The following is a 22,322-nucleotide window of genomic DNA, read 5'->3' on the forward strand; positions in this document are numbered from 1 at the left end:
GATGAGTGAAGACCTCCCCATCCTCGCCTGCCGGGACATGTCCTGCCAGATTTCTGCGCGCCCGAAGCCGCTCGACGTGCTGCAAAACATCGATTTCACCGTGGCGCGGCGCACGGCGCTCGGCATCGTCGGGGAGTCCGGCGCGGGCAAGTCGATGCTGGTGAAGTCGATCATGGGCATCGCGCCGCAAAGCGTCAGGGTCAACGGCCAGATCATGCTCGACGGCCAGGATCTCTTTGCCATGAAGCCAAGGGACCGCGCCCGTTTCATCGGTCGCAAGGTCGGCATCGTGTTCCAGAACCCGATGACCTCGCTTAATCCATATGTTCCCGTCGGGCGCCAGATTGCGGAAGCCTGCCGGCAGCATTTCGATGTGCCGCGGGACGAAGCACGCCAGCGGGCAATCGAGCTTCTGCGCACCGTCGGCATCGCCGACCCGGAAGATTGCTACGATTATTATCCGCACCATTTTTCCGGCGGCATGAAGCAACGCATCATGATTGCCGCCAGCCTGATCTGTCATCCGGACCTGCTGATCGCCGACGAGGCAACCACTGCGCTCGACGTCACCGTGCAGAAGGAAGTGCTGGACCTGCTGCAAACCATTCAGGAACAGCGGCAGATGTCGATGATCCTGGTGTCGCACAATCTCGGCGTCGTGGCAGGACGGACCGATGAGATCCTCGTTCTCTACGGCGGCCATGTCGTGGAATACGGCCCGACGTCGGAGGTTTTTCGCAATCCGCGCCATCGGTATACCGAGGCACTTTTGTCTGCCATGCCGCAGATGGATCAGCCGGCCCATACCCGCCTGCGCACCATTGCCGGCCAGCCGCCGAGCCTTGCCAACCAGCCGGCGGGATGTCCCTTTGCCCCGCGCTGCGGTGCAGCCGAAGGCCCCTGCCACACGACCATGCCTGATATGCGCACCGGAACGGATAACCGCCACCGCTTTGCCTGCCATTTCCCGCTGGAACAGACCGTCGGCCTGGCAGTGGTTTCCGGCGCGACAGATCGGGGAGCCCGGGCATAATGACCAACACACGTCTCCCCGTCACCGGCCCATCGCCATCGCGCCTGCTCGAGATCGAAAATCTGGCCGTGCATTTCAGCCGCTCCGGCAAGCTGATGCGCGCGGTGGATGGCGTTTCGCTGCATGTCGCGGCGGGCGAAACCTTAGGCCTCGTCGGCGAAAGCGGCAGCGGAAAAACCACGATCGGACGTGCGCTTCTGCGCCTTCTGCCGGAGGCCAATACGCAGTGGCAGGGGTCGATCCGTTATCAGGGCACCGATCTTGCCAGCCTGTCGCGGGCCGGCATGCGGGGCATGCGCGGACGCATGCAGATGATTTTCCAGGACCCGGTCTCCTCGTTTAATCCGCGCCGCAGGATCGAGGATATCGTGGCCGAAGGCCTTGTGATCCAGGGTGTGCCGAAGGCCGAGCGTCGCACACGGGTGGAAGCAGCCCTTGCCGATGTCGGTTTTGCGCTGGCCGACGTGGCAGGGCGCAAACCGCACCAGTTTTCCGGCGGCCAGTGCCAGCGCATCGCCATTGCACGCGCGCTTGCGGTGCAGCCGGACCTGATCGTCTGCGACGAACCCGTCGCCTCGCTCGACGTATCGGTGCAGGCGCATGTGATCAACCTGCTTCAGGATATCCGCGAGGCGCGCCGTCTGGCGATGATCTTCATCTCGCATGATCTGGCGGTGGTGAAAAACGTCAGCGACCGGGTGGCGGTGCTTTATATGGGCAAGGTGGTGGAAATGGGCTCGGGCGAGCAGATCTACGATCGCCCGGCGCATCCCTATACACGAAAGCTTCTGGAAGCTGTGCCTGTCGTGGATGCCAGTCGCAAACTGCGCCCGGATGCAGATCAGCAGGCCATACCCTCGCGAATCCGGCCCCCGTCCGGCTGTGCCTTTCGCACGCGTTGCCCCCGCGCAGTCGCCCGCTGCGGCGAGGAGGAACCGATCCTTACGCCGGCGCCGCGCGGCCAGATGGTCGCCTGTCATTTTCCCCATGATGAACCGGCCCCGTTCTTAACCGCGAGGCAGGCATGACACCGGTGATGCAGAGCCCTGAATTTGCCGAAAGTGCATGGCCCGCCATGCTCAGCCTTTACGCCGACAGCCGCATTCCGCCGCTCTGCCTTTCCCTGCAGGAAGAGTTCGATACGGACATTCCGCTTCTCCTCGTGCTGGTGCTGGCCGACCGCAACGGCATCACCTGCATGCCCGAGGCGTTCGAGCGCTTTCTGGCCGATGCCGCCCTCTGGCGCGAGACGGTCGTGCGTCCCTTGCGGGCAGTCCGCCAGGCGATGAAGCAGGTCTGCGCCAGCGATGCGGAATTAGCGCTTCGTGAAGACATCAAGCGCACCGAGTTGCAGGCGGAAAAACTGCATGTCGCGCGCCTGACCAAAGCCCTGCCCGCAGACACAGGCGGCATACACGCGCTCGCCGACGTCTATCTGGCAAAGTGCCACCTTTCTCCGGAAAGACGGGCAGCGAGCCTGTCGCTGTTTGACGACGCGTGGGAACAGCAAGCGGCCGCGCCGACATCGATCACACCGCACCACCCTTGAGACCAGCAGGAAAGACGATTTCATCATGAGCGATTTCGATACAGTCATCCGCGGCACGCTGGTCAATGAGGACGGCGTTACGGAAAACGGGTTCGTTGCCATCCGCGACGGCCGGATCGCCCGGCTCGGCCAAGGCACACCGCCTGCAGCGGCGGAAACCCTCGACTTCGGCAGCGCACTGGTACTGCCCGGGACGATTGACGGCCAGGTGCATTCCCGCTCGCAGAAGGATCAGGAGGACTTTGTCTGGTCCACTCGCTCGGCAGCCGCCGGCGGCGTCACCACCATCGTCGACATGCCCTACGATGCCGGTACGCTGATCTCCACCGCCGACCTTCTGACCGAGAAGGCGACGAGTGCCGCCGAGCAGGCCCGCGTCGATTTCGCCCTCTACGGCACCATCCGCCCCTCCGAAGGGCCGCAGCATATCGAGGCCATGGCAAGGGCTGGCGCCATCGGCTTCAAGTTCTCCACTTTCGATACCGATCCCAACCGCTTCCCGCGCATCCCGACGCCCCTTCTGCATGCCTGCTTCGAGGCGGTTGCCAGAACCGGGCTGATTGCCGGCGTCCACAACGAAAACGACGAATGCGTGAAGGTCTGGAGCGAGGCGGTGAAGGCAACCGGCCGCACCGACTATCGTACCCATGGCGACAGTCGGCCGCCGATTGCCGAAACGCTCGCCATCGCGGAGGTCTATGAGATCGCCGAGGCGACCGGGTGCCCGGCGCATATCGTGCATTGCTCGGTCGGGCGCGGTTACGAGATGGCGGAGGCTTACCGCCGGCAGGGAGTCGACGCCACCATCGAGGCCTGCATCCATTACCTCGTGTGCAGCGAGGAAGAAGACGTCTCGCGGCTCATCGGGCGGGCCAAGTGCAATCCGCCGATCCGCTCGGCCAAGGAGCGGGAAAAGATCTGGCAGCATCTGGCCGCCGGGCGCGTCACCATCGTCTCGACCGATCATGTCGCCTGGAGCCTTGCGGCCAAATCCTCGCCCGTGATGCTGGAAAATTCCTCCGGCATGCCGGGTTTGGAAGTGCTGCCAAGCCTGCTGCTCGACGGGCTGACCGACCGCGGACTTCCCCTCGCCCATGCGCCGCGGCTGCTTGCTAGCAACCCTGCCCGACTGTTTCGCCTCAGCGACCAGAAGGGTTCGCTGGCACTCGGGCTCGACGCCGACATCGCCGTTTTTGCCGAGCGCCCGCGCCTCTACGATCCATCCGCCAGCGGCCATAACGTCGTCGGCTGGAGCCCCTATGAGGGCCGCCGCATCCGTCATGCACCGATTGCCACTTTTCAGCGCGGCGGCCTGATCTTCGATGGGACCAATGTTCTGGCAGAACCCGGCGCCGGACGGTTCGTGCGCCCCAGCGTCAACGCGCTCACCCCGGTTGCGTGAGAGCAGATGATGTCCCTGCCAACAACCGACCGCAACCGACTGCAGCAGGATCTCGATGCGCTCTCGGCCATCACAGAGCCCGGCATTCCCTGGACCCGTCGTTCGTTCACGCCGATGTTCCTTGAGGGACGTCGCCATCTGGAGGGACGCTTTCGCGCAGAAGGCCTGTCGACCGAAATCGACGCATCCGGCAATCTGATCGGCCGCTGGCAGGGCGAGGATCCGTCCCTGCCGGTGCTGATGACGGGATCGCACAGCGACACTGTGCCGAGCGGCGGCCGTTTTGACGGGATTGCCGGCATTGTCTGCGGGCTTGCCGCCATCGGGGCGCTCCGCGCGGCAGGCTATCGTCCGCGCCATACCATCGAACTGGTGGACTTTCTCGCCGAGGAACCCAGCGAATGGGGACTTTCCTGTATCGGCAGCCGCGGCATGGCTGGCGCGCTGGGGCCAGAACATCTGGCGATGAAAGGTCCCGACAACGAGGCGCTTGCAGATGCTATCCGCCGTGTCGGCGGCGCGCCGGAAAAGATCCGCCAGCACAGGCGCTCCGATATCGGCGGTTTCGTCGAGATCCATATTGAACAGGGTCCGGTTCTCGAACGTCTCGGCATCCCCGTCGGCATCGTCACGGCCATTGCCGGCATCGCGCGCCTGCGCATCCGCATCGAGGGCGAGGCAGCCCATGCCGGCACGGCACCGATGACCATGCGCGCCGATGCCGGCGTCGCCATGGCCTCCCTCGTCATTGCGCTGCGCGACGCCGCCCGCGCCGTGGAGGGACAGGGGCATTTTACGGCAACGGTCGGCATCATCCGCTTCGAGCCGGGCGGAGCCAATGTCGTCCCCGGCGCCGCCGAGGTGATTGTCGACATCCGCGCCGAAGACGACCGGGCGATGGACGATTTTCTTACGCTCGCCGAAGATCTGGCACGCCAGGCGGCCGCGAAGGAAAACTGCCGCGTCGCCGTGCTGGAAAAACTGAGCCGCACCTTCGCCGTGGCCTGCGACCCTTCACTGCGCGCGGCCATTGCAGACAGTGCAGGCGAACTGAGCCTTCAAACCCTGCCGCTCGCCTCCGGTGCCGGGCATGACGCCGCCTTCGTGGCGCAGATCGCACCGGCCGCGATGATCTTCGTGCCCTCGCGCGATGGCAAAAGCCATACGCCCGAGGAATGGACCGATACCGAGGCACTGGCGCTCGCCGCAGACCTTCTCACCCGCATGCTGGTGCGCCTGGACCAAAACCCCGAAACACCCCGCCATCCCTGAACACGCCAGGCGCCTGCGCCAGACCAATGACCTTAAGGAAAAACTCCATGACCACCATCATCTTCGACGGCGACAGCCTGACGATTGAACAGACCGTGCGGATTGCGCGCGAACACGTGCAGGTCGAGATCGCGCCTGCAGCAAGGGCCGAAATCGTCAAGAAGCGTGCCTATATCGAAGAAAACTGGCTGACTGAAAACGCACCGGCCACCTACGGCTTCAACACCGGCGTCGGCAAGCTGAAGGACTACAAGATCAACCAGGCCGACAACGAGCAGTTCCAGCTCAACATCGTCCTGTCGCACTGCTCGGGCATCGGCGAACCGGCGTCCGAAGAAATCGTCCGTGCCATGATGGCCGTGCGCATCAATGCCTTCTGCGTTGGCGTTTCGGGCCTGCGCATGGAGGTCGTGGATCGTCTGGTCGCCATGCTGAACCGCGGCGTGCATCCAGTCGTGCCGATACAAGGGTCGGTCGGCGCGTCCGGCGATCTGGCGCCGCTTGCCCACATGGTCTCCGTTCTGATCGGCTACGAGGATGCGGAAGCCTTCTACAAGGGCGAACGCATGTCGGCGCCGAAGGCGCTGGAGCTTGCCGGCATCAGCCCGGTCACCTTCGAGCTGAAGGCCAAGGATTGCCTCGCCCTCATCAACGGCAACAGCCTCTGCGCCGGCATGGGCGCCCTCACGCTCTATGACGCCGAACGGCTGATGAAGACCGCCGATGCCATCGGGGCGCTCAGCCTCGAAGCCGTGCGCGGCGAGCAGGCCGCGTTTGACGCGCGCATCCACGAGGTGCGCAAGCAGCCGGGCCAGATCGCCACAGCCGAAAACATCCGCCGTCTTGTGGAAGGTTCGCGCCGGGCTTCGGAATCAGCGCGCGCCGTGCATCTGGAAGACGATATCCTGCACCCGACCTATCATCCGCGCGTGCAGGACCAGTATTCCTTCCGCTGCCTGCCGCAGGTGCATGGCAGCTGCCGCGACCAGCTGGATCATGCCAAGGCAATCATCACCCGCGAACTGAACGCGGCCACCGACAACCCGCTGGTGTTCTGGAACGAAAATGGCGCGCTGGAATTCCTCTCCGGCGGCAATTTCCACTGCGAACCCATCGCGTTTGCGATGGATATCCTGACGATTGCGCTGATCGAAATCGGCAATATCTCGGAACGCCGCCTGTTTGCGCTCTGCGATACGACGCTGAACTACGGTCTGCCGCCAAACCTTGCCGGCAAGCCCATCGGCCTCAACTACGGCTACGGCATCATCTCCACCGCCGCCGCCGCCGTCGCCTCTGAAAACAAGACACTCGCCTTCCCGTCGGTTGCCGATACGATCCCGACCAAGAGCAGCCAGGAAGATCACGTCTCCATGGCCGCCTGGTCCTGCCGCAAGGCGCAGCAGGTGCTGGACAACCTGCCGAAAATCGTTGGCGTGGAATGCCTGCTGGCAACCAAGGCGATTTTCCTGACCCGTGATGCGCTCGGAAATTTCAAGCTCGGCCGCGGCACGCAACCGCTCTACGACGCCTTGTCCGCTGTCATTCCGCTGCAGGACGGCGACAGTTACATGCAAAAGCAGATCAAGCCGGCCTTTGCCATGGTGACAGAAGGCAAGGTTCTCGATGTCGTCGAAAAAGCCGTCGGCGCGCTGCGTTGATTGTAATCTGGCTGACGGCGCAACGCATTGTTGCCGCCGTCAGCGCACCTTGCCGGCAGAATGCGTATACCCTTGAGGCTTTGCGTGCCGCCGCATAGTCTGCCGTCCATGGACAAGATCAGCCTTGAACTTCGACCGCTCGCAAACTTCGTTGTGGCCTGTCAGAACACACGCATTTCCGAGACAGCCGCGAGCCTCGGCCACACATCCTCGGCTCTGAGCACAAGCCTGCATACCCTTGAGGAAAGGCTGGGGCTCAGCCTGTTCCTGCGACAGGGCGGTCATCTCGGGTTGCGGCCGGCAGCCTTCTGGCTTTTTCGTCACGGATATCAATTGCTGTATCTGGAGGAATATGCCCGCGGCGCATTTTCATTGCCGCGGGAAAGGCTGGACCGGATCGTCGTGTGCCTCGATCTCAGCCTTGCGATCGGCCGGTTTTCCAAGGCCCTTATCCGCGCCACCCAGGAAATGCTTCATCACGCTCCGGAAACATTCGTGGAATGGCGGTTTGCCAATTCCCATGACGGGAGCGAGGAGCCGCTGCTCACACCTGCGCTGGAGGCGCTGTTTGGGGCCAGAACGGAAACGCTCGGCATATTCTACGACGAGAGCGGCCATGATGAACCGCAGACAGTGCATCTCGGCGACGATCCCTGGATCCTCGTTGGCCAATCCGGCGCGGACCTTGATCTTTCGGCTTCTGCCGGACCGGTTGTTGTGATGAAAATGCGGCCACGCCTGATGTCGGCAATCTCTGCCTATGGCGAGCGCCATGGACTTGGCGGACGACTGAAATTCGTGGATGACGACCCCACCCAGCTTGCCCGCCTTATTCTCGAATGGCCTCACCTGCGCTTTCTGATGCCGGCCAGCATGCTGGCGGGCAGAATGGGGCTATCGCGTCTGGAATGGCGGGCTCTGACGCCAGCCCTTGTTTCACCGTTGTTTGCAAAAACGCAAACCGGATCCACGGGGAAAGGCGCAACGTTCCTGGAGATCCTGAAAAACAGCCTTGCGCGGGAGGACCAGTCTCCCGCATTCGAGCCCCGGCTGACGACACGCCAGATCCATTATTTCAATCTCACCTCCCGCAGTGGCGGATTGTCGGCCGCAGCCCGCGTTGCAAACGTTGCGCAATCCTCGATTTCGGCCCAGATCCACAAAATGGAGACGGCCATGGGGGTAAAACTTCTCGCGAGACGCAGCGAAGGTGCAGGACTTTCGCAGGCAGGCGCCAACTTGTTGCCCTTCACGATGGCCATCGAAGAGCGGCAGGCCTGGCTGATGCGCAAATCCCGCGATGTGGCAGCCCATAGCCAGGCGAACGTGCGGATTGGCACACTTCCCAGTTCAGGCCATGACAGTGCGATGACGGAAAAAATCGCTCGGGCAATCACGGCCGTCCATTCCGGTCAACCGAGCTGGAAACTCCAGATCAGCGAAGGCTCCAATGCCGTGCTGCATGAGCGTGTGAAGGCTGGTTTGCTCAATCTCGCTGTCGTTGGCGCTGCCCAGCCACAGGTGGCGCGCATTCCATTGGGCGCCAGCGAGCCGCTTTCGGTTGTCGCCAATCCGCAACTCCGGCTTCCAGATATGAGCGAAATATCCCTGGAGGATGCCTGCAAGCTGCCTCTGGTGCTCGGGGCACGGCAGTTGAGCATCCACCAGAACTTTGCCGACGCAGCCAAGGCGCGCCATCTTCCGTTGAAACCCGTCATCGAAGTCGGCTCGCTCGCACTGGCCATTGCCATTGTTCGAAGCGCACCGCTCTGCACGATCCTGCCGGCATCATCGGTTCAAAAGGATGTCGAGGCCGGTTTGCTTGTCACCATTCCCATCAGCCGCAATGAGGTGCCTGGCGCCTTGTCCATCATCTTTTCCGCCGACCGCTCCTTATCGGAGGCCGAGCGCACGATCGTGCAGACGCTTGTTGACGTGTTTGGCAAGTTTTGAACACACAGCGGAGCGTGTCGCAAAGATTCCAGCAGGGATCAACGACGTGCCGGCCGCTGCTATTGATCGTGTCCCAGTTGAACTCCGTGTCTTGCCGCAAGCCGTGTTTTCGTGGCGCGCAGTTCCGATTGCAGGCGCTCTTGCTCCCAGCCCCGGGATACGGCGAGGGCTTGCGCAATGTCATCCAGATCACGCGCGGTCAGCCGGCCGGTAATGGCAAGCGCGGTACGGCGCAGCACGAGATCTTCCAGATGCTCCACCTGTTCATGCGCTGCAATCCACGCCAGTTCCTCGAACGAATAATCCGGCGCATCGGCAAGACCGCGGGGATGTGGGCCTTCGGCTTCCAGAATGGCAAGCGCCGTCGTGCCATAACGCGATAACAGCGTATCGGCCCGCGCCTTATCCGCACCGGTTCTTGCGCAGGCCATGTCCAGCCACTTGACCCGCTCGTTCTCGCGCGGAAAACCAAGACCGCCACCGATGGCCAAGCTTTGCGTGCTGATGCGGCGTTTCTGCTGAAGCCGCGCCAGAACCATCTCGGTCACTTCCTCGGCAAAGCCGCGAAATGTTGTCCACTTGCCGCCAACGAGCGAGACGATCGGCCAGGGCCTCTCGCCCTCCGGCTCGATGACCGGCGCCGAATGATCGCGGCTGATGAGGCCGGGGGCCGTGCTGTCGGAGGCGGGAAGCGGGCGGATGCCGGCATAGGTATAAACGATCTGGCTCCTGTCGAAGGTAAGACCCGGCAACAGGCCGCTGAGGCTCTGCAGCAGGTAATCGATTTCCGTATCGCTGCAGGTGACCTGATCCGGGTCATCGTCGCGAATATCCGTCGAGCCGACCAGCGCCTTGCCGAGATAATCGAAGACAAGGCAGATGCGTCCGTCATCCGCCTCGAAATAGATCATCCGCCCGCCAAGCGTTGCGATGAGATCGGGATGATCGAGGAGAATGTGTGAGCCCTTGGTGCCGCCGATCAGACGGGAGGTTACGCCGAGATCTTCATTCACCCGGTCGATCCAGGGGCCGGCGGCGTTGATGACGAGGCGTGGGCGAATGCGCTGCTCGTTCCCGTCCTCATCGACCAATACAACGGCCTGCCCATCCGTGCCGCCGATCCGCGTATAGTTGTACGCACGCGACAAAGGGCTGGCCCGCAGGCCATCCTCGACAAGTTCCAGCACCAGCCGTTCCGGATGACTGATCTTGGCGTCATAATAGAGGCCGGCCGCCACGATGCGCGGCGTCAGCGCCGGAATGGCGGCAAGCGCCCGCGCCTTGCTCCACAGCGAATGGCGCGGCATCATGCGGTGGCGCGAACCGTAGAAATCGTAGAGCGCAAGACCGATCTTCATCAGCACCGCCCCGCGGCTTCGCGGCGCCGTGGTAGAGCCGAACAGCGTGCGAAGTGCGGCCGGAATTCCTTTGAACCAGGAGAAGATGGGGATCACCGTCGGCAGGCGGTTCACGCAATGGGGCGCGTTCTTCAAGAGAAGATTGCGCTCCAGCGTCGACTGCGCGACGAGGCGAAACTCGCCTGTCTCAAGATATTTGATGCCGCCATGGATGAGGCGCGAGGGGGCAGCCGACGTGCCGGAGCCAAAATCGGCCTTGTCGGAGATGACGCAGGTCAGCCCCTGCTCGCAGAGATCGCGAAACACCCCGGCTCCATTGATGCCGGCACCGAGGATGAGCACGTCCACGTCTTGAATATCAGTCATTGTCTGTCACCAGCTTGAGGCTCACTCCGGCCGCCCGCAAGGCATCGGCCGTTTTTGCGGGCAGGCGATCATCGACGTAAACAGCGTCGAATTCCTTGAGATCGGCAAAGAGATGCAGCGCCACCCGGTCGAATTTCTCAGAATCCACCAGCAGAACCTTGCGCACGGCGGATGCCATCATCGCCTGCTTGACGCGCACGACGAGCGGATCCTGGATCATCGCCGACGTTCCGCTGATGGCGGACGCCGAGCAGATCAAGAGATTGACGCGCAGGCGCGATAGCGCGCTTTCGCAGAGATGGCCGATAAAGGCGTGATAGGTCGGGTGATATTCGCCGCCGAGGCAGATCAGTTTCACCTCATCGAGCGCACTCAGCCGTTCCGCCAGATCAAGACTGTTGGTGACGACGGTGAGCGGCGTTACCTCCGCGATATGGGGGGCAAGCGCATTGGCCGTGGTGGAATCATCGATGAGGATGACGCTGCCGGGCTCGATTTCAGCCACGGCAGCCTTTGCGAGTGCGGCCTTGGCGGCAAGCGCGCGGGTCTTGCGAAAGCTGAACAGGCTTTCGTAAACGCCCGACGGCTGGGCGCTGACGGCACCATGCAGCTTGCGCAACACGCCCTGGCGCGCCAGATCCTCCACATGCCGATGGATCGTCATGCGCGAGACGCCGAATTCGGTGACGAGATCATCGATGCGGGCTTCGCCGCGTTCAATCACATAGGCGGCGATGGCCTCACGGCGGGTATCGGCGGTCATTCCGCGCCCTCCGATCCCAAGGCTTCGATACGGGGCCAGAGCGGCGCAAGAGCCTTCGCCAGATCGCAATGCAGGTCAAACCGCTCTTCAAGCGCCTTTTGCCGGGCGGGGTCTGGATGGTAATCATGGCCGATGGCTGTGAGGTCACGCGGATCATCGGTCGGCGAGGCAAAAAGCCCGATACCGGAGCCGGCGCAGAGGGCAGCACCCCAGGCGGCGGCCTCTTCGGTGTCTGTTACCGTCACTGTCATCCCGAGCACATCGGCAAACAATTGCGCAAAGAGCGGATTGCGCGAAATGCCACCCGTCAGCTTTGCCGTCTTCATCTCAAAACCCTGGCGCAGATCGTCCACATGGACCCGATGGTTGAACGCAATACCCTCGATCACCGCCCGCAGCATCTCTGCCCGACCGTGCCAACCGCGTAGGCCCAGAAATCCGGCGCTGGCCGTCGAGCCATGTGGCGAGCCGAACAGGTAAGGGTGAAACAGAACCGTCGAAGGGTACTGCAGTGCTTCGCCGATTTCGCGGCCAAGACGCTCATGGATAGATGCACCTTCTGCCTCTGCCGCCTTCTGGTCGGCCGCACACAATTGGTCGAGGAACCAGTCGTAATTGGCCGCAGACGCCGGCGAAATCGCCATATTGTTCCACTCCCCGAACCTCAACCCGTTGCGGCAGAACCAGCGGGCATCGACTGCAGGATGCGTCGAGACGGTCTCGTTGATGGAATAGGTGCCGGCCACCACCGCCACCTGTCCCACGCCATAACCGCCGATGCCAAGCGAAGAGGCCGTGACATCATGCAGGCCGGCAACAACAGGCGTTCCCGCGACAAGCCCGGTCAAAGCCGCTGCCTGCGGCGTCACGCCACCGATCACCGCATCCGGCAGCGCCACTTCCGGCAGGGCGGGAAAAAGTGCTCCCAGACCGTAAAGCTCGAGGATGTCAGGCGCATAGGCCTGCGACGCCACTGCGGTGAAGGAGGTGCTGGCTTCCGTCAGGTCTGTGCCGATTGTGCCGGTGAGGCAGTAACGCAGCCAGTCCTTGCAGGCAAACGCCGTCCCGATGGCGCCAAACCGCTCCGGTTCATGCTTCCGGATATAGGCCAGAAGTGATGCCGGCGCGGATGCATGGGGCCGCTGGCCGCTCAATGCGAGTGCCGCCTCCGCCGTTCCATCACCATCCCAGCGGGCAACGATGTCGCCGGCGCGGCTGTCGAGCGACAGGATGCCGTGACCGAGCGGGTGGCCGTCGCGGTCCAGAAGGTAAAGTCCATCGCCATGGGCGGTGGCAGAAACCGCTGCGATCTCGGATGCCGGCCGGCCTGAGCGCGCAACGGCTTCCGCAATCGCCTCGGCGGTTGCCGTCCAGAGGCCGGCCATATCGCGTTCCACATGATGGGCGTGCGCCATGATCTGGGGAATACGTCGCCGCGCCACCGACAGGACGGCACCCGTCTCATCGAAGACAACCGCCTTGGTGACGGTAAGGCCATTGTCGATCCCAAGCAGGCAAGGCATCGGAAGCTCCGCAAGAGCACACCGCGCGTCGAAGACCCCTGGAGGTATCGGACGGCGCGATGCGTGAAATTACCAGGCGTCCCCTCAAGGGCAGACGGCTCGCTTTGTGCAAGCGAGCGAATTACTGTTAACTTCACATCATTGAGCGTTACAAATCACTATTTGTATCAATCGCGCTGCCATTTGGTGCGGCAACGACGAGATTGATGCCGCGCGCGCGCAGCCGCTCGATGGTGCGCGGCGGCGTGGCGCTATCGACGATGACGACGTCGAATTCATCCAGCGATCCCATGGCATGCAGAGCGCGCCGCTCGAACTTGGTATGGTCGACCAGCAGGATACGGCGCGAGGCACATTCGAACATGGCCCGCTTGATATCCACCATGTCGGGTGACTGGTGAAACAGCATGTCCTCGCTGATGGCGGATACGGAGAGAAACACCTGATCGGGGCGCAGGCGCCGGATCTCGTTGGTGGTCACGGGCCCCATGAAGGCATTACACCAGTTCTGGAACTGCCCGCCAAGACAGAGCAGCGTCAGATCGCGCACTTCGCGCAGCGCATTGATCATCGTGATGGAATTGGTAATGGCCGTCAGCGGCACGCGGGCTGAGAGATGCGGCACCATCTGCAGCACAGTGGTGGAATCATCAAAGAAGATCGCCTGCCCCGGCTGGACGAATTCGGCGGCAGCAGCCGCAATGGCGCGCTTTTCGGCGGCCTGCCTCGTGGAGCGATAGACGTCGCTGGATTCGATGAGGCTTGTCGGTGCAGCCGAGACGATGCCGCGTGTCTTGCGCAGCAGGCCGCGGCTGACCAGTTCATCGAGATCGCGGTGGGCGGTCATCAGGCTGATGCCGAAGCGTTCGGTCAGATCCTCGATGCGCATCGTGCCTTCAGCCATCACGGCTTCGGCCATCAACTGCCTTCGAGCGATCTGGCGGGCCTGGCGGCTGTCGCTGGAAATCTCCTCGCCCATCAGGCGCTCGAGAGGACGTTCCTGTTGGTCGCGCATGCTCATTGCCCACATCTCCCGGAGAACCGCGCGCCCTGATGAACGCACATCCCCATGGCTCCGGTCTGTTGCACCACCGCTCGCCCGTGGCGAACATCGGCATGCCATGCGCGCCGCTGGTGCAATCGACATCTAGCACGTCTTCAGCCGGGCGCCACCGGTTGGCGTGGTCTTCCACGCAAAGAAAGAACCTTAAATCGCAAAAGGTCGGGGCCGCAGCAAAGTGCGGCCCCGATGGATGGTAACGGATTACTGCGACAGGGTGAACGGACCGGTGTACTTGGCAACGTTATCCTTGGTGATCAGCAGGCAATCGAACAGCTGCTTTTCGGTGGCAGCGCCGGTCTTGCCCGTCTTGATGAAGGAATCGGCCTGCTTGACGGCTTCTGCCGAGAAGACGGCAACCGGCTGGAGGACCGTATACTGCATCTCGCCGGACTTGATGGCGGCAACAGCATCCGGCGAACCGTCGAAGCCGCCGACCTTGACCTTGTCGAGCTTGCCGGCTTCCTTCAGCGCAGCAATCGCACCCAGCGCCATTTCGTCATTGCCGGCAATCACGCCGTTGATGTTCGGATTGGCCTGAAGCAGGGACTGCATCTTCTGGTAGCCCTGGGTACGATCCCAGTTGGCCACTTCCTTGCCGACCTTCTTCATATCAGGATACTGGGTGATGACGGTTTCATAACCGTTGGAGCGGGTGGCGGCATTGTTGTCTGCCGGGTTGCCGAACAGTTCGACATAGGTGCCCTTGTCACCGACCATAGAAATCCAGGTTTCGGCGCCGAGTGCTGCCCCTTGCGCGTTGTTGGAAACGAGCTGTGCCTTGGCAAGGCCTTCCTGGTTGATCTCGGCATTGACGAGAATGACCGGAATACCGGCAGCAACGGCCTTCTTCACTGCGCCGACGGAACCATCGGCATTGGCCGGATCGAGGATGATGGCCGCCGACTTGTTGGTGATCGCCGTATCGATGAGCGTCGATTCGGTGTTGGTGTCACCCTTGTGTGCAGCGACATTGGCCTTGTAACCAAGGCCTTCGGCCGTCTTCTTGGCGACTTCGCCTTCGGTGCGCCAGTAGGGGTTGGCCGGATCCGTCACGATGATGGAGATGAGGCCATCTGCCATCGCAGCTGTCGTCATAAGGCCTGTCGCCACGGCGGCAAGCATGAATTTCTGAAAGGATTTCAACATCGTCTACTCCCATTGGAATGTTGCAGTTTTCGCCTCTTCAGGCATCCTTTCCGCGGTACCCTCCCAGATAGGCCTTGGCGGACAAGTTCTTGGACGTCAGCTCTTGGCGGAGCGAGAGCCGTACTGAATTGTGTTCATGAGGACGGCGAGCACGATAACCGACCCGGTAAAGACCGTTTGCCAGTAGGACGAGACGCCGATGATGACGAGGCCATCGGAGAGGAAACCGATGACGAAGGCGCCGAGCATGGTGCCGCGCACCGTGCCACGACCGCCGGTAAGCGCGGCCCCGCCAACCACGACCGCAGCAATCGCCGTCAGCTCGTAGGTGCTGCCAGCCGTCGGGCCAGCAGACGTCAGCTGTGACGACAGCACGAGCCCGGCCACGGCCGACAGGATGCCGGAGAGCGTATAGACAGTGATCTTGACGCGCTTGACCGGCACGCCGGAGAGGTCTGCCGCCCGCTCGTTGCCGCCGGATGCATAAAGCCAGCGACCAAAGGCCGAGCGTGCAAGCATCAGGCCGGCCAAGAGGGCGATCACGGTTAGAACGATGACGGAGATCGGCACGCCGGCCAAACGGTTGAAGCCCAGCCAGTCGAAACCGGTATTGCCAAGCTCGGGACGGCCCGACAGGTTGTTGTAGGTGAGGCCATTGGTCTGCAGAAGCGCGATACCGCGCGCCACATACATGACGCCAAGCGTTGCAACAAAGGCCGGCACGCGGAACCAGGCGACCAGTATGCCGTTGATCGCACCGACAAAAGCCCCGAACACGCAGGTCAGCACCACCACGGCCCAGACCGGCGGATAGAGGATCACACCGAAGGGCGACAGTTCCACGCCCTGCATCAGGGCACCGGCCACGACCCCGCACAGCGCCAGGATCGATCCCACCGACAGGTCAATGCCGCCGTTCAGGATCACCAGCAACATGCCGATGGCCAGAATGCCGTAAATGGCCACATGCGAGGCCATGATGAGAAAATTGGCGACGGTGAAATAGTTCGGCGACAGGTAGGAAAACACCGCAATGATGATGATCAGGGCGAAAAAGGCACGCCCCTCCAAAAGGAGTTGGCCAATGTTGACGCGGCTCACTTTGTCGGTTTTGGCGGATGCGGCCTTGGGTGCGGTGGTTTGGTTCATGGTCTGGAATTCCCCAATTGACGGCATCAGGCAGCCACGGACTCGCCGGAGGCGGCCATGATCTTTTCCTTGGTGACGCTCGAATCGAACTCGGCCGAGATGCGGCCCTTGTGCATGACGATGATGCGGTGTGCGACCGACAGGCACTCGCTGACTTCGGAGGTGGAAAACACCACCGCCAGGCCGGTGCGCGCACGCTCCGCCAGAAGCTTGAACACTTCCGCCTTGGCGCCGATATCGATGCCGCGCGATGGCTCGTCGAGCAGGAGCACGGTCGGATCGGTCGCCAGCATCTTGCCGATGACCACCTTCTGCTGGTTGCCACCCGACAGCGAGCCGATGGGCGCGCTACCGCCAGACGTCTTCACGGTCACCTTGCGGATGGTATCGGCAATCAGCGACTGCTCGATCCGCCGGCTGGTAAAGAGGCCGCGGGTGAAATTCATGATCGAGGCAAGCGACATGTTTTCCCCGACGCTCATGGTCTGCACCAGGCCATCACGCTGGCGGTCTTCCGGCACGAGCGCCAGACCGCAGGCAATGCGATCGGCAATCGATAGCGACGAGATTTCCTCGCCCTCCAGAAAGATCCGGCCCGATTTTGGCTTGAGGCGGCCGGCAAGCGTTTCCAGAAGCTCGGTGCGCCCGGCCCCCATCAGCCCGTAGATGCAGACGATCTCGCCAGCCTTCACATCGAGCGACAGGCGGTCCACCAGATTGAAGCCGGCATTGGGATCGGCAACCGTCAGGTCCACCACCGAAAGCGCGGTTTCGCCGAAGGCATAACCTGATGGAGGGGAGCCGAGATCATAATGTTCGCCCACCATGTTGCGCACGATCCATTCCAGATCGATGTCGGCGCGCGGCGCATAAGCGGTCATGGTGCCATCGCGCAAAACCACGGCATGATCGGTGATTTCGAGCGCTTCTTCGAGATGATGCGAGATATAAACGATCGATACGCCCTTGGCGGTCAGATCCCGAATAACCTTGAACAGAACCTCGACTTCGGCGGCAGAAAGTGCCGAGGTCGGTTCGTCCATGATCAGGATGCGGCTGTCGATGGAAAGCGCGCGGGCAATTTCGACGATCTGCTGCTGGCCAAGACGCAGGTCTTCGACGGGCGTCAGCGGATCGATGTCTTCTTCCAGCTCTTCGAGCAGAAGCCGCACCTGGCGCTCTTCCTCGACAAAATCGACGCCGGTGGCGCCCGGGATCTCGCGGCCCATGAACACATTGTCGCGCACGGACAAATTGGGGGCCAGGCTGAGTTCCTGGTGGATGATCGAAATGCCGTGGTCACGCGCATCGGTCGACGAGATAAAGTTCATCCCCTCGCCATCCAGCACGATTTCACCTGATGTCGGCTGAACGACGCCAGACAGGATCTTCATCAGCGTCGACTTGCCCGCACCATTTTCGCCGAACAGCGTGGTGACCTGGCCATAACGGATATCGAAATTCACGCCCTTCAGGGCATGGATGCTGCCATAGGATTTGGCGATGTTGTGCGCCGACAGCACGACATCGCCGCGGCGGGGGCCTTGCGTCTCTGGCGCGCTCATTTCACATCCACCTTCACCGGCGTGACCATCCAGTTCTTCGGATTGACGAGGCGAAAGGCGCCGACGACATCAACCGTCTTGCCCGTAAGCGCGGAGGTATCGATCGGGTCGAGGACCGAGGCTTTCATGGCGCGGTTGATGGCCGAGCCGGCATCCTGGTATTCGATCTGGTTCTTGAACGAGCCGAAAGCGATATCGCCCGGCGCATCGCGCAGGTCCGTGCCGTTGATGGCGGGTCCGGTCTGCATGCGTAGCTTGATATCGGTGGGCATGCCGGCAACGCTGACATCATAGATGCCGGACTTGCCTTCGCCGACGACGCCCGAAAATTTGACCATCATCACCGTGCCGGTGGTGGAAGCCGTGCCGTATTTTTTGCCGGCAGCGGCCTTGTCGGCAAGCACTTCCGGCGCGATCGTCACGGCGTCGACGGCCTTTTGCAGCACCACGGACTGGACGCGCGGAAATTCCTTGGCGCCAAACGTATCGGGTGAAAACGCCTGCTGGCGCACATCCGCTTCCGATCCGACATGGACAACCGTCGTGTCGAGCACGATGGCGCACAGAACCAGCAGGCCGGCACCCACGAGGACAACACCTGTGCGCTTCGACTTTTGCTTTGCTTTGCGCGCACGCAGGGCGGCGGATGAAGATTGGAGGGTGCTCATGAGGCGGCCTCGCTTTTCGCACGATGTTCAATGGGAGTGGAAAGGAACGGGATAGCAGCCCGAAACCGGGTCTCCCCGATCGGCGGCAAACGCGTGCAGCGCACGGCGTATAGCAGCATGGTCTCCTCCCATTCCTGATCGCAGCAGCACCATCCTCCAGGCCCCGCGATCGCTCCATATCACTACGCTATATTCGCGTTATATCGCCCGTCAAGTGTGTTATGTTGAAGATGAGTTCTTTTTAGGTCACCGCTCACGCAGAGGTGAGATTCTCCACAGGATCGATTGGAAATTTTCCGCCCCAGGTGGCGTTCCGGGCGAGTTTCAGCATTCCTGCACAAGCCGGACGGGCTCTTTCACAAAGCAACCCGCTAGACTGGCCTTACCAACCGCACCTGAATCAATATATTGCTTTTAAAGCACAATATGGAAATAATCCTAGCTCCGCACCACAATCTTCGGGTACTGGTGAGCGAGAATTCCGGCGCAGAAGACTGCCGCGCGTCGCAAGACAACACCAAGCCGGTCTTGGCCTTCAAGTTCTCAACATAGCTGAAAAAAATTTCCCTGTCTGCAAAAAAAATCATTTTGATTGTTATCATTGTGATATGTATTATTGGCTTGCGAGCGATCCGGATCCGGAGGGTCAGGCATGTCCTGAAAGGGTGCGCCGGCATCGCGCGGAGGAGGAAGCTGCATGAAGACTATCGCCAAGACGCCGTCGTCCGCCCGCATCCATGCGAAGGTTCATGGTGTGCGCCATGCGTGATGTCATCATCGGCATCGATGCCGGCACCTCGGTCATCAAGGCGGTGGCCTTTGATCTGGCGGGTCGGCAGATCTCGTCCTCCAGCGTGCCCAACAGCTATCTGTCCAGTTCCGATGGATCCGCGACGCAGCCGCTCGACAGGACCTGGGCCGATTGCACACGGGCGCTGCGCGGTCTTGGCGAGCAGGTTGCCGATCTTGCCCGTCGGACGGCAGCGATTGCCGTGACCGCACAGGGTGACGGCACATGGCTTGTCGGCCGCGATAAGCGGCCCGTTGGCGATGCCTGGCTGTGGCTTGATGCCCGCGCGGCCCCGACCGTTGGTATGCTTGCCGCAAAGGCTGAGAACCGGGCGCGTTTCGAACTGACGGGCACCGGGCTCAACACCTGCCAGCAGGGTGCGCAGATGGCGCATATGGACCGGTTTTTCCCAGAGCTTCTCGATACTGCCGATGTGGCCCTCCATTGCAAGGATTGGCTTTATCTCAATCTCACGGGCGTGCGCGCTACCGATCCGTCGGAGGCAAGTTTTACCTTCGGGAATTTCCGCACGCGGCGTTATGAGGACCAGGTGTTTGACGCGCTGGGTCTTGGTCACCGCCGCCATCTTCTGCCTGAGATCGTCGAGGGCACGCAGACGCTCAATCCGCTGACCGCGTCTGCTGCAGAACAGTCGGGCCTGCTGGAGGGCACGCCGGTGTGCCTGGGTTACGTGGACATGGTGATGACGGCTCTTGGCGCCGGCGTTTATGGTGGAACCGGCGATACCGCCTGCTCCATCGTCGGTTCAACCGGCGTCCACATGCGCGCAACCCATATCGATGGCGTACACCTGAACGCCGAAGGCACCGGCTATGTCATGGCGCTCCCCGTACCGGATATGGTCGTGCAGGCCCAAACCAATATGGCGGCCACCCTCAATCTCGACTGGGTTTTGAGCCTTGGCGCCGATCTGCTGCGCGAGATGGGACAGGAGATGACGCCACGCGACCTGATGGGGCGTATCGAAGGCTGGCTTGAAAAGTCCACGCCCGGCCAGATCGCCTACCATCCCTATATTTCCGAGGCCGGCGAGCGCGGGCCTTTCGTGAATGCGCAGGCCCGCGCCGGTTTCATCGGCTTGTCAGTCGGTCATCGTTATCCGGATCTGGTGCGCGCCGTGGTCGAGGGTCTCGGCATGGCGATGCGTGATTGTTATGCGGCGATGGGCGGTTTGCCTTCCGAACTGCGCCTCAGCGGCGGTGCTGCGCGCTCAAGGGGCTTGCGCGCCGTTCTCTCAGCCGCGATCAATGCCCCGGTCCGCGTCTCCGATCGTGAAGAGGCGGGCGCTGCGGGTGCAGCCATGATGGCAGCCGTCGCCATCGGCGCCTATCCCGACATGGACGCCTGCGTTGGCGAATGGGTGACGCCGCTGCTTGCTGCACCGGAGGCCCCGAACGCAGACCTTTCCGCCACCTACGACCGGCTGTTTCCCGCTTTCCAATCCGCGCGTCAGGCGCTGGTTCCCGCCTGGACGAAACTGGCGGCGGCCCGCGATGCGACATTTCAGAGGAAAAAGACATGAGCACGCAAACACAGACGATCGACCTGTTCGTCATCGGCGGCGGCATCAATGGCGCCGGCATGGCGCGCGATGCGGCCGGCCGGGGTCTGAAAGTGGTGCTGTGCGAGAAGGACGATCTGGCCGAAGGCACGTCCTCGCGCTCCGGCAAGCTGGTGCATGGCGGCCTGCGTTATCTCGAATATTACGAATTTCGTCTTGTGCGCGAGGCGCTGATCGAGCGCGAGGTGCTGCTGAAGGCTGCCCCGCACATCATCTGGCCGATGCGCTTCGTTCTGCCGCATAGTCCTGAAGACCGCCCGGCCTGGCTGGTGCGGCTTGGCCTCTTTCTCTACGATCATCTCGGCGGCCGCAAGAAACTGCCGGGCACTCGCACGCTGGATCTTGCCCGCGATCCGGAAGGCGCGCCGATCCTCGACACCTACACCAAGGGGTTTGAATATTCCGACTGCTGGGTGGACGATGCGCGCCTTGTGGTGCTGAACGCCGTCGATGCCGCCGAAAAGGGCTGCGAGGTGCTGACCCGCACGGCAGCCGTCACCGCACGACGCGAAGACGGCGCCTGGTCCATCACCACGAAAAATGTCGTGACCGGCGAGATCCGCCAGTTCCGCGCCCGCTGCATCGCCAATTGCGCCGGCCCCTGGGTGTCAGACATTATCGGCCGGGTCGCCGGCTCCAATTCGTCGCGCAATGTGCGGCTCGTCAAGGGCAGCCATATCATCGTGCCGAAGTGGTGGGTGGGGCCGCAGGCCTATCTGGTGCAGAACCACGACAAGCGGGTGATCTTCATCAACCCTTACGAGGGCGACAAGGCGCTGATCGGCACCACCGACATTGCCTATGAGGGCCGCGCCGAAGAGGTAAGTGCCGACGAGCGGGAAATCGAATATCTCCTGTCTGCCGTGAACCGCTACTTCAAGGAAAAGCTCCGCCGTAGCGATGTGCTGCACACGTTTTCCGGCGTGCGTCCGCTGTTTGACGATGGCAAGGGCAATCCGTCCGCCGTCACCCGCGATTATGTCTTCGATCTCGACGAAACGGGTGGCGCGCCGCTTCTTAATGTCTTCGGCGGCAAGATCACCACGTTCCGCGAGCTTGCCGAGCGCGGCATGCAGAAGCTGACCCAGGTGTTTCCCACCATGGGGGGCAACTGGACGGAAACGGCACCGCTTCCCGGCGGCGACATGCCGAATGCCGATTACGAGACATTTGCCAATAGCTTGCGTGATCTCTATCCGTGGATGCCGCGCGCGCTGCTTCAGCATTACGGCCGCCTTTACGGCACGCGTACGCGCCAGATCGCCGGCACGGCAGACAGTCTTGCCGCCTTGGGCCGCCATTTCGGCGGCCAGCTTTACGAGGCGGAGGTGCGTTATCTCGTCCAGTCCGAATGGGCCCGCACCGCCAAGGACGTGCTCTTCCGCCGCACGAAACATTACCTGCACTTGACTGAGGCCGAACAGGCCGCCTTTACCGCCTGGTTTGACGACGCAAACCTGGCAAGCGCCGCCTGAGAGA

At 62.1% G+C, this 22,322-nt stretch carries 17 protein-coding genes; 9 read left to right on the forward strand and 8 right to left on the reverse strand.

The genetic code is table 11. The annotated features are described in order from the left end of the window. Position 1: 1 nt before the first annotated feature. From AC4CWF_RS22550 to AC4CWF_RS22580, 7 genes are all read left to right on the forward strand, one after another. The gene (locus tag AC4CWF_RS22550; protein WP_491285708.1) at positions 2 to 1,033 is read left to right on the forward strand and encodes an ABC transporter ATP-binding protein; all 1,032 of its coding nucleotides are present in this window, start codon (positions 2 to 4) and stop codon (positions 1,031 to 1,033) included. After that, positions 1,033 to 2,061 carry an ABC transporter ATP-binding protein gene (locus AC4CWF_RS22555; RefSeq protein WP_491285710.1) on the forward strand — a complete coding sequence of 343 codons (1,029 nt, stop codon included), beginning with the start codon at positions 1,033 to 1,035 and terminating at the stop codon, positions 2,059 to 2,061. Before AC4CWF_RS22550 ends, AC4CWF_RS22555 begins: the two co-directional genes overlap by 1 nt. Beyond that, positions 2,058 to 2,582, forward strand: coding sequence for a TIGR02444 family protein (locus AC4CWF_RS22560; RefSeq protein ID WP_491285712.1), 525 nt, complete (start codon positions 2,058 to 2,060; stop codon positions 2,580 to 2,582). The genes AC4CWF_RS22555 and AC4CWF_RS22560 overlap by 4 nt, the downstream gene beginning before the upstream one ends. A 25-nt stretch (positions 2,583 to 2,607) precedes the next feature. Next, positions 2,608 to 3,984 carry a hydantoin-5-propionate amidohydrolase gene (gene ertD / locus AC4CWF_RS22565; protein WP_491285713.1) on the forward strand — a complete coding sequence of 459 codons (1,377 nt, stop codon included), beginning with the start codon at positions 2,608 to 2,610 and terminating at the stop codon, positions 3,982 to 3,984. Positions 3,985 to 3,990: 6 nt separating this feature from the next. Continuing rightward, positions 3,991 to 5,256: a Zn-dependent hydrolase gene (locus AC4CWF_RS22570; protein ID WP_491285714.1), complete on the forward strand. Its 1,266-nt coding sequence runs from the start codon at positions 3,991 to 3,993 to the stop codon at positions 5,254 to 5,256. A gap of 47 nt (positions 5,257 to 5,303) precedes the next feature. Further along, entirely contained in the window at positions 5,304 to 6,917 is a 1,614-nt protein-coding gene (hutH, locus tag AC4CWF_RS22575; RefSeq protein WP_491285716.1) for a histidine ammonia-lyase, read from the forward strand. An 84-nt stretch (positions 6,918 to 7,001) separates the two neighbouring features. Next, positions 7,002 to 8,870, forward strand: coding sequence for a LysR substrate-binding domain-containing protein (locus AC4CWF_RS22580; RefSeq protein ID WP_491285718.1), 1,869 nt, complete (start codon positions 7,002 to 7,004; stop codon positions 8,868 to 8,870). Positions 8,871 to 8,929: 59 nt separating this feature from the next. On the opposite strand, the gene AC4CWF_RS22585 is transcribed toward AC4CWF_RS22580, so the two are convergent. From AC4CWF_RS22585 to AC4CWF_RS22620, 8 genes are all read right to left on the reverse strand, one after another. Further along, positions 8,930 to 10,594 (reverse strand): glycerol-3-phosphate dehydrogenase/oxidase, encoded by a 1,665-nt coding sequence (locus AC4CWF_RS22585; RefSeq protein WP_491285719.1) that lies wholly within the window; start codon positions 10,592 to 10,594, stop codon positions 8,930 to 8,932. Beyond that, positions 10,587 to 11,357, reverse strand: a complete 771-nt coding sequence (locus AC4CWF_RS22590; RefSeq protein WP_491285721.1) for a DeoR/GlpR family DNA-binding transcription regulator — start codon at positions 11,355 to 11,357, stop codon at positions 10,587 to 10,589. The genes AC4CWF_RS22585 and AC4CWF_RS22590 overlap by 8 nt, the downstream gene beginning before the upstream one ends. Then, positions 11,354 to 12,880, reverse strand: coding sequence for an FGGY-family carbohydrate kinase (locus AC4CWF_RS22595; protein WP_491285723.1), 1,527 nt, complete (start codon positions 12,878 to 12,880; stop codon positions 11,354 to 11,356). The genes AC4CWF_RS22590 and AC4CWF_RS22595 overlap by 4 nt, the downstream gene beginning before the upstream one ends. Before the next feature lie 148 nt (positions 12,881 to 13,028). After that, positions 13,029 to 13,895, reverse strand: coding sequence for a DeoR/GlpR family DNA-binding transcription regulator (locus AC4CWF_RS22600; protein WP_491287760.1), 867 nt, complete (start codon positions 13,893 to 13,895; stop codon positions 13,029 to 13,031). Between the two features lie 249 nt (positions 13,896 to 14,144). After that, the gene (locus AC4CWF_RS22605; protein WP_491287761.1) at positions 14,145 to 15,065 is read right to left on the reverse strand and encodes a D-ribose ABC transporter substrate-binding protein; all 921 of its coding nucleotides are present in this window, start codon (positions 15,063 to 15,065) and stop codon (positions 14,145 to 14,147) included. 120 nt (positions 15,066 to 15,185) lie between these two features. After that, entirely contained in the window at positions 15,186 to 16,238 is a 1,053-nt protein-coding gene (locus AC4CWF_RS22610) for an ABC transporter permease (protein ID WP_491285725.1), read from the reverse strand. A 26-nt stretch (positions 16,239 to 16,264) separates the two neighbouring features. Beyond that, the gene (locus AC4CWF_RS22615) at positions 16,265 to 17,803 is read right to left on the reverse strand and encodes a sugar ABC transporter ATP-binding protein (protein ID WP_491285727.1); all 1,539 of its coding nucleotides are present in this window, start codon (positions 17,801 to 17,803) and stop codon (positions 16,265 to 16,267) included. Beyond that, on the reverse strand, positions 17,800 to 18,471 hold the full coding sequence (locus AC4CWF_RS22620; RefSeq protein WP_491285729.1) for a DUF2291 family protein: 672 nt from the start codon (positions 18,469 to 18,471) through the stop codon (positions 17,800 to 17,802). The genes AC4CWF_RS22615 and AC4CWF_RS22620 overlap by 4 nt, the downstream gene beginning before the upstream one ends. Before the next feature lie 761 nt (positions 18,472 to 19,232). Here AC4CWF_RS22620 and AC4CWF_RS22625 point away from each other — a divergent pair. Continuing rightward, positions 19,233 to 20,804, forward strand: a complete 1,572-nt coding sequence (locus tag AC4CWF_RS22625; RefSeq protein ID WP_491285731.1) for an FGGY-family carbohydrate kinase — start codon at positions 19,233 to 19,235, stop codon at positions 20,802 to 20,804. Then, complete coding sequence (locus tag AC4CWF_RS22630; protein WP_491285733.1) at positions 20,801 to 22,318, forward strand: glycerol-3-phosphate dehydrogenase; 1,518 nt, start codon at positions 20,801 to 20,803, stop codon at positions 22,316 to 22,318. Before AC4CWF_RS22625 ends, AC4CWF_RS22630 begins: the two co-directional genes overlap by 4 nt. The last annotated feature ends 4 nt before the right edge of the window (positions 22,319 to 22,322 follow it).

This window comes from Neorhizobium sp. PAMB6630 (genome assembly GCF_058242775.1).

Bases quoted from the DNA above. Each gene is read 5' to 3' on its own strand.
- AC4CWF_RS22600 (WP_491287760.1), bottom strand. From the start codon at position 13,895: ATGCGCGACCAACAGGAACGTCCTCTCGAGCGCCTGATGGGCGAGGAG.
- AC4CWF_RS22590 (WP_491285721.1), bottom strand. From the start codon at position 11,357: ATGACCGCCGATACCCGCCGTGAGGCCATCGCCGCCTATGTGATTGAA.
- AC4CWF_RS22555 (WP_491285710.1), top strand. From the start codon at position 1,033: ATGACCAACACACGTCTCCCCGTCACCGGCCCATCGCCATCGCGCCTG.
- ertD (WP_491285713.1), top strand. From the start codon at position 2,608: ATGAGCGATTTCGATACAGTCATCCGCGGCACGCTGGTCAATGAGGAC.
- AC4CWF_RS22610 (WP_491285725.1), bottom strand. From the start codon at position 16,238: ATGAACCAAACCACCGCACCCAAGGCCGCATCCGCCAAAACCGACAAA.
- AC4CWF_RS22615 (WP_491285727.1), bottom strand. From the start codon at position 17,803: ATGAGCGCGCCAGAGACGCAAGGCCCCCGCCGCGGCGATGTCGTGCTG.
- AC4CWF_RS22585 (WP_491285719.1), bottom strand. From the start codon at position 10,594: ATGACTGATATTCAAGACGTGGACGTGCTCATCCTCGGTGCCGGCATC.
- hutH (WP_491285716.1), top strand. From the start codon at position 5,304: ATGACCACCATCATCTTCGACGGCGACAGCCTGACGATTGAACAGACC.
- AC4CWF_RS22605 (WP_491287761.1), bottom strand. From the start codon at position 15,065: ATGCTTGCCGCCGTGGCGACAGGCCTTATGACGACAGCTGCGATGGCA.
- AC4CWF_RS22560 (WP_491285712.1), top strand. From the start codon at position 2,058: ATGACACCGGTGATGCAGAGCCCTGAATTTGCCGAAAGTGCATGGCCC.
- AC4CWF_RS22570 (WP_491285714.1), top strand. From the start codon at position 3,991: ATGATGTCCCTGCCAACAACCGACCGCAACCGACTGCAGCAGGATCTC.
- AC4CWF_RS22550 (WP_491285708.1), top strand. From the start codon at position 2: ATGAGTGAAGACCTCCCCATCCTCGCCTGCCGGGACATGTCCTGCCAG.
- AC4CWF_RS22595 (WP_491285723.1), bottom strand. From the start codon at position 12,880: ATGCCTTGCCTGCTTGGGATCGACAATGGCCTTACCGTCACCAAGGCG.
- AC4CWF_RS22620 (WP_491285729.1), bottom strand. From the start codon at position 18,471: ATGAGCACCCTCCAATCTTCATCCGCCGCCCTGCGTGCGCGCAAAGCA.
- AC4CWF_RS22630 (WP_491285733.1), top strand. From the start codon at position 20,801: ATGAGCACGCAAACACAGACGATCGACCTGTTCGTCATCGGCGGCGGC.
- AC4CWF_RS22625 (WP_491285731.1), top strand. From the start codon at position 19,233: ATGCGTGATGTCATCATCGGCATCGATGCCGGCACCTCGGTCATCAAG.